Genomic DNA, 7,892 nt, shown 5'->3' with positions numbered 1-7,892 from the left:
CGTCGCCCGCCTGGTGGATGAATCCGAGCACCTTGATAGACAGCACGGGGAGGACGCAGGGCATCAGGTTGAGGATCATACCGCCGATGAGGGCGAATAGCAGGGCCTGCCACAGGCCGGACACGAGATCGCCGGCTACGGCCGTGGCCGCAAGACCGGAAACCGCCGAAACGTCGCCGGAACCCGCCGGCCCGATAACGGCGACGGCTGCCGGAAGTTCGTCCGCGTAGACGGCGCTAACGGCCAGGGCGCGCTCCGATCCGGCGCCGCGCCATCCATCGGGGGACACCAGTACGCCCGTGATCTGCTCCGGCCTGCCCGTGTAGAAACCCGATCGGCGCATCGTCAACAGGTAGCCGGCATCCGTCTTCTCCAGTTTCTGGGGGGACACGTAGTCGATCAGGTCTTCATTGTAGGGGTAGAACTCGGCGCTGGCGAGGTTTCCCGGGAACCATTCGGGCGGCACGGCGTGCAGCGCCACGGTGGAATCGGAGATGGCGGCCTCGACGTGCCATCCGGGCACCGGGACCGGAAGATGCTCCCGGGTGCGGGCAAAGAGATCGGTCCATCTTTCATCGGCCTGGGGCGCGTCCGTGGAAACGGGCAGCGTCACCTGGTATCCGGATTCTCCCGGGAGACAAATGTCCGCGCAGACCAGCCAGGAAGCGAAGGCCCCGACATCGACCGTCCCGCCGGGCGCAAGGGCGGCCGGAGGCGTGATTTCCACGAGCAGGAGCGTCTCGCCCTCGTACCCGTAACTGGCCAGGATGTCGAGCACGATCTTCTGGGGATAGGGCCAGTTGATCTCACCGGCCTGGAACCCATCGGGCAGTGTCCAGTGTATCTTCGTGGGAAGGCCCGAATCGGCGGGATTGCGCCAGTAGGTGTGCCAGTGCTCGTCCATCTTCATCCTCAGGCCGGCCCAGAAAGGCTGCCCGGGCTTGATGGACGTCGTCTCCACGACCAGTTCGGTCTCCATGTAATCGGTGCGGACCGCCTGACCGTGTACGGACCAGGTGCCGGCGCCGAAGGCGAACAGGATCGCAACCGACAGTAATTTGGTGCGCATTGACTTCATAGCGTTTTGAGATGATTTCATGCGTTTGTTACGTGTCGCGCGGGTGGATGCCGCTCGGACTAATATGCGGCGGAACGGGTACACAAGCACAATATGGCCCTAAAAACGTCCCGGTGTCAAGCCGCATCGGGGCGCGGGTCCGGCTGCCCGCCCGCACTCACACGCCGCATTCACACGCCGAACCAGTAGTTGAACTTGACGATGAATATGTTCTCCGATTCACCGCCGAAGAGGTTGCCGAAGTCCCTGCCGATGTCCAGCGTCCCGTTTTCGTCCCGTTCGCTGCGGGTCTGCTGCCAGACGAGGAACACCCGGGAACCGGGGCGGTACTCCCAACGCAGCACCACGTTCATGCGGAGGGACTGGATGTTGAAATCCCGGTCCGAGAAATTGATGTCCGGCATCCCGTCCCCGTCGAAGTCGAGGTAACGGTAGCCATCCGTAGGATCAATGTAGGAACGCGTTCCCTCGCCCAATATGTCGAAATCGAAGCTGCTCGCCCTGAGCAACTGCTTGTAGTTGAGGTAGTCGCCCGAGGACAGCAGAGGTTGTGCGTACAGCTGCAAAGTCAGGTCGGGCGAAAAGGCCACGTTCAACCGGGTCTCCAGGGAAAAGGAACGTCGCTCCAGATCCGAGAACACGTAACGGCTGTCGTACGTAGGCGCGAAGGGCAGGGCGTCGGTCCGGGTAACATACTGGGCCGCGTTCCGCTCCCAGCTGAAATTGGGCGAAACTTCCAGTTCCCAGTTAGGGGTCGGACGAATCGTGGCCTCGACTTCCGCTTCCCACTCATGGCCGCCCCGCTGGTAGTTCTCATAGTCGAGTTCCGTCTCCAGGGAGATCCGTTTCCGGCGGTCCGTGCCGATCCCGATGTCGAATGAATAGGACCCGGGGTCCTCCATCACCGGACCGCCCCGGGTTCTGGTATCGCTGAACTCGGTGGGCCGGTAACTGGATCCCAGGAAAACGTCCCAGTTGTTGTTCAGTTCGAAATCCGCCCCGGCCCAGAACCGGCCGTTCTTGTAGTTGTTCCGCCAGGACGACCAGGACCAGGGGTCATCGAGGGCCTCGTGCCGGAAGTTGTAGAAGGTAAAGAAATTGAACCGGTAGTTGCGGAAGTAGTGCCCTGGCGTGATGTTCTGGTATTCGATCCGCGCGCCGCCGTCGAGACGTTCGCCTGAGCGCGAGAAACCCAGGTCGTTGATCTCGAACCCGGGCGATATCTGGGCGAACCAGAGCGCTCCGGTCCAGTGTTCGGCGTCCCGGCGGGCGAACTGCAATCGCCAGTTGTACCCGTTCATGGAGGTGGCGGTCGAATCCACGGCCAGCCGGGTGGCGTCGGGACGCTGGAAGTAGTGATTGCTGGACCGCTGAATCCTGATCAGCGCCTCCGGGCTTCCCTGGACGCGGCTGCCCGCCAGGTAACCGTAGACGGCCCAGTCCCGCGAACGCGCTCCCCCCCAGTTGTGCTCGAAGTCCATCCCACCGGAAAAGGCCTCGGACGTGAGGTAGTCGAAGGCGCTGTCATCCGGAAGGGCCCGGTGCACCAACGATCCGACCGCGCCGATCTGGCTGGCGCCGCTCCGGTAGTCCTTGCGGATCCGGAAAACGCCGAATTCCGCCCGGGGTTCGACCGTGAACTCCCGGATTCTGCCGTCCGTAACCGAGTGGGCCTTCCCCGATTCCCGGCCCGTGACCGCGGCCAGTGCGCCGATGGACACGCCACCCGGTGAACGCCCGGTGATCTTGGCCGCGCCGAGAATGCTGGTCTCCGTGGGTATGTCGGCGAAATCCGCATCGTCCGGCGTGCCCCCGCGGGGCTGCCGCCCGATCCGCCGGCTGTAGTACAGTTCATCCCGGCCCGACAGGCCGAACTCGAACTCCTGGGCGTCTAACACGAAAAACGGCCGTTGTTCCCGGAAAAACGTCTCGAAGGCCGAGAGGTTTATGACGGCGGGATCCACTTCCACCTGCCCGAAATCCGGGTTGACGGTAAGGACCAGGTGGTAGGATGGACTGAGTCCGTAACGCAGCCCGAACCCGCCCCGACCACTGAAGTCCGATCCGTCGAAGAAAGGGTTCCCCTGCTCGGCCTGGGCGGTCCGGGCGCTGCCGAGGACGTAGGGACGGATTTCCAGCCGGCTGGCCCCCGAAGGAAGGACCAGGCCGTTCAGACGGCCGAGGACGCTGACCCTTCCGTGCCGCAGCCGAGACTGGAGGGCGAAGTCGATCGACTCGTTCGCGGCCAGGCGCCTTCGCATGAAGTTAATGCCCCAGGACTGGGGTCCGTCCCTCGGCTCGTACCGTATCTGGGACAGGGGTATCCGCATCTCGGCGACCCAGCCCTCGCCGTCGATCGTCACGCCGGACTCCCACACGGCGTCCCACGCGTCGTCCTGGCGCACGTCGTCGTAGAGGTAGGCGTCCCGCTGCGCCCCGGCTGCGCTCACGCGGAACTGGTAGCCGGTAAGCCGGTCGTTGTTCGAATCGATGGAAACGGAGAAAAGGTCGAAAGCGCCCCGTTCGTCCCGCCGGACGAGTTGCCTGCCGATCTGCTCCGGTTGATCGTCGTACATCCGGGCGCCGATGTAGATGGCGCCTTCGTCGTAGAGTACACGGACCTCGGTGTCCTCACCGGGCTCGGCCCCTTCGACCGGCTCCCGCTGGACGAACCGTGTCGCAGGAATGGCCGCCGCCCAGGCCGTTTCATCCAGCCTGCCGTCGATCGAAATCTGGCCGGTCCGTTGTGCCGCCTCCATGGCGGGGAGGGTAGTACTGCCGGCGTCCGACTGGGCGGTAACGGTACCGGCGGGCAGGCTGCAAAGGGCCACTAGAGCGAAGATCGGTGCGGCAAGGGATTTTAAATGCATACTTTAAGCGGTTCCTTCCTGCGCGTGGTGCAGTACCGTATCAGGAATCTTCGACGATTGCGCTTTCGGTCGGGCCTGTATCTCGCGCCGGTTTGCGCCACGACGGCGCAACAAGGCTGCACTGCCCGCCACGGCCACGACGAGCGGTCACCTTATACTACAAATACCCATGGCAAAACTTTAAAATATCGGTCGGCGCGCCACCAGGCGCTAGCGGGTCCAGGTCAGGACCAAAGCCGGGGGCAGGTTCCGCACGACGAGCGCTTCGCACCGGTAGTCGGAGAACAGCGGGGTCATGTGGCGGCGAAAACGCACAGCGGAAGGCAGATAGTAGGCGTGGACGTACTGAAACATGCGGAATACGGACCCGGGTCCCAGCAGCCGGTCCAGGTTGCCGATGATCTCGTCGATTACCGGGACCGGCATGGTGGAGATGGACAGTCCGGAAATGACGGCCTTGACCGGTGGAACGCCCGAGTCCGCGTGCACCTGGAACGCCCGTGTGACGGTGTCGTGTTCGAAGCGGAGATTGGGAAACCGGTCCCGCAGCAGGTGAACGAACCGTTGTTCGAGTTCAATGCCGATATATCCGTCGTCATCGGGGAGGATATGCCTGATCTGGTCCGTGAGCGCGCCGGTACCCGGACCCAGTTCCATGACGGATTCGTTGTGCCTGATTTCCAGTCCCCTGGCCATGGCCCGGGCGAGCATACTCGAACTGGGCGTCAGGGCGCACACGCTCAGCGGGTTTTTCAGCATGACCCGGAGAAAAAGGAAAAACGGATGTTGTGCGTATCGAGACATGTACTGGAAGGATGGCAGCCGGAGTCCAAGTCTGGGCAGGAACACGGATATCGCGAAAGACCGGAGCCAATATACGGTTGCGGGCCACGGGAGGCAATACCTATCGCTATGGCTGGATACGCTGGTCCGTCGGGTCTCCGTGTACCCCTTTCCTGAAGGGCAGCAGGCCCGGATAGGGCGTGCGGTACCGGTACAGCAGATAGAGCGCGAATACAAAAACGGGCACGTTCAGCAGGAGCAGCTCGGGGGGCCAGGTCTCGATCTCGACGCCATAGCGGTAGAGGAGGAAGGCGAAGGCGTTGTTGCCCGCGTGTAGCAGCATGCACGGGAAGATCGAGCCGGTGAGGACCGCAACGGTGGTGATTACCACGCCCAGGTAGGTCGTCGGAATGATGCGGAACAGGGCCTGGTGGAACAGTCCGAATATAATACCGACCACCAGGATGAGCACGACCGGTCTCAGCCGGCGGTGCAGTCCGTGCAGCAGCAGGCCTCGAAAGGCCATTTCTTCCACGATGCCGGGCGTAAGGGCCATCATGAGCATGATCTGCCACAACGGGAAGTCGTCTGGAAGGAGCTCGCTGGCGAACTGCTCCAGCAATTCTTCCGGGAAGGGCAGGAATACGCTGGACAGTCCCACGACGAAGATCCCGGTCAACAGGGTCGACGGCACCAGGAGCAGCACCGCCAGCCATACCTGGGGCCGCACCGGGCGGATCGCCAGGGCCTGGCGCCAGTCGAGCCGGTGTACCCGGATCATGAGCAGCGAGCCCAGGAAGAAGACGCCGAACATGTTAAAGGCCCACTGTCCTTCGAGCCGGGTCAGCGCGTCTATGTTCGAAGGGGCGATGATGACGATGGCCCACATGCCGAGAAACCACAGGAGCACCCGCCGGGGAAACAGCGCGGCGCCACCCGCCAGGTCCGCCTCGTCCAGGTCCTGCGCGGTGACGAGCCTTTCCTTGTCCAGCATGCGGGACGACCACCTGAGCAGCAGGAAGGCGGCAAGCAGCATGGACGCGCAGGCCGCCAGGAGCATGGGGATATCGTAATGGCCGACCATGATTTCCCGCACGGCCACGCTGACGTTCGCGACCGGCACGACGGCGATCAGCGAGCGTAGCGATACGGCCGGGAGCAACCCCGCCGCCGTCAGGACCATGAGTCCGAGAAAAACCGGCAGGAGGTAGAGCTGCGTCTCCTTGTAGGTCTTCGCATAGGCCGAGATCAGCAGTAGCAGGGACGAAACCACGATGGCCACGGGGATGTACAGGGCGAACAACACCAGCACGGCGACGGGGGACACATCGATGTCTGCTTCCGTGGGGAGATCGATCAACCCTAGGCCGAGGTACACGAAGAGGTTCCCCGCCTGCGCCAGGGTGATGAAGAGTGCCACGGACAGGATCGTCAGCTGCTTGGCGGCGATGATCTCGATCCGGCGGACCGACGTGGTCAGGAGGGTTTCCAGCGATCCCCGCTCCTTCTCGCCCGCGACGCTGTCCATGGCAGCCACCGACGCACCGGTGAGCGTGAGGAATACGAGCAGCAGCGGCAGCAATCGTCCGAAATAGAACCCCGCCGCCTGTTCCGGCGTAGCAACGTCCACCCTTGAAAGCAGGATGGCCTCATCGGGGTCCGACTCGAGACCGCTACTGCGCAGTGCCTGGGCACGGTCCTGCTTCCTCGCGTCCACTATCCGGTCCACGAGCAGCGCGCTGCCCCTTCTGGAGTCGTCCCGGTTGGCGCGGTAGTAGACCCTGACAACGGGAACGCCCGGATAACGCTCGTCCGCCACGGTCACGATGGCGCCGTCTTCATCCCCGGGTTCCGTGGCGCCGTCTACATCCCCCGGTTCCGTGGTGTCGGCCGCGGCGCGGGCCAGGTCGAGCGAATCGGCTTCGGAACCGGTCAGGGCTTCCAGGTAAAAATCCAGGTCGCCGGATGCCAGGCTCGAATCGGGCATCGTGGCCTCCACTTCCAGAAAAGAGGCCGGCCGCCGGTCTTCCTCCCCATTCTCGGCCTGGTCCACGTTCTCGGCAGGACCGCCGTTCTCGGCAGGACCGCCGTTCTCGGCAGGACCGCCGTTCTCGGCCGGGCCCGTGTTCTCGGCAGGAGCCCCGTTTTCGGCCGAACCGCCCGGATCGTTCGCCGCGGGAAGCCCGCCCCTCGCGATGAGCGTGCGGACGGAGTCGGCGTAAGCGCCTACCACGGCGTAGCGATACGTCGTCGTATCCTGCTGTTCCTGGCGCCATTCGTTCATGAACTTGAAACCGAAGAGGATCGCAGGCAGAACGAGGAGCGGCAGGAGAATGCTCAGTACCACCGTCCGGCGGTCCCGCAGCAGCATGCGCATTTCGTTCCTGTACAGCAGTCCGATCGTTGCGCGGTTCATGCGGCCTCTTGGATGAAGGACACGAAGATGTCTTCGAGATAGTGCGCGCCGGTCCGCTCGCGGAGCGCTTCAAGGGTGCCGGAGGCCAGGATCCGCCCCTCGTGGATGATGGCGATCCGGTCGCACAGTTTCTCCGCTTCGCTCATGATGTGTGTGGAGAACAGGATGGTCTTGCCCTGCGCTTTCAGTTCGGTCAATATGGCCTGCATCTCCAGGGCGTTCAGCACGTCGAGACCGACGGTGGGTTCGTCGAAGACCAGGATCGGCGGATCATGGGCCAGGGTCCTCGCGATCGCCACCTTCTGCTTCATCCCACTGGATAGCTTGTCTATGCGGGCGCGGGCGTATTCCTCGATCCCGAAGCGCTCGACCAGTTCATCGACCCTGGCGGGGGTCCGTGACGCTTCGTATCCGTTGATCCGGGCGAAAAACTCGATGGTTTCTCTCGCGGTAAGGCGGGGATACAGCGCGGTGGTGGCCGAATAGAATCCGATGTTTTTGCGCACTTCCACGGGTTCTTCCGCCACGTCGTAACCCATGATCTTCGCGGTGCCGCCCGAGGGTTTGAGAATCGTCGTCAGCATGCGCAGCGTCGTCGTCTTGCCGGCGCCGTTCGCACCCAGCAACCCGAAGATCTCGCCCGGACTGCAGGTGAAGTCGATCTGTCGCACCGCGTGCACGGGACCACGGGATTCATCGTAATAGGTCTTGCTCAGGTCCTTCACGAATACGGGATCGTTCACGG

The 7,892-nt window shown here is 63.3% G+C and carries 5 protein-coding genes; all 5 read right to left on the bottom strand.

What is annotated here, in order from left to right; all coding sequences use genetic code 11:
* Positions 1-1,069 (bottom strand): protein-disulfide reductase DsbD family protein (locus OXH56_12275; GenBank protein ID MCY3556083.1); only part of this gene is annotated, 1,069 nt, incomplete at its 3' end.
* Between the two features lie 179 nt (positions 1,070-1,248).
* A complete protein-coding gene (locus tag OXH56_12270) occupies positions 1,249-3,948 on the bottom strand; it encodes a DUF5916 domain-containing protein (GenBank protein ID MCY3556082.1) in 2,700 nt (899 codons plus the stop codon).
* Positions 3,949-4,158: 210 nt separating this feature from the next.
* Positions 4,159-4,707: a hypothetical protein gene (locus OXH56_12265; protein MCY3556081.1), complete on the bottom strand. Its 549-nt coding sequence runs from the start codon at positions 4,705-4,707 to the stop codon at positions 4,159-4,161.
* A gap of 151 nt (positions 4,708-4,858) precedes the next feature.
* Positions 4,859-7,147, bottom strand: coding sequence for an ABC transporter permease subunit (locus OXH56_12260; GenBank protein ID MCY3556080.1), 2,289 nt, complete (start codon positions 7,145-7,147; stop codon positions 4,859-4,861).
* Positions 7,144-7,890, bottom strand: coding sequence for an ABC transporter ATP-binding protein (locus OXH56_12255; protein MCY3556079.1), 747 nt, complete (start codon positions 7,888-7,890; stop codon positions 7,144-7,146). Before OXH56_12255 ends, OXH56_12260 begins: the two co-directional genes overlap by 4 nt.
* Between the last annotated feature and the right edge of the window lie 2 nt (positions 7,891-7,892).

It is taken from the genome of Gemmatimonadota bacterium, assembly GCA_026702745.1.
In the GTDB taxonomy this organism is placed as follows: Bacteria; JAAXHH01; JAAXHH01; order JAAXHH01; family JAAXHH01; genus JAAXHH01.
This window is presented reverse-complemented; position numbering and strand designations above follow the sequence as displayed.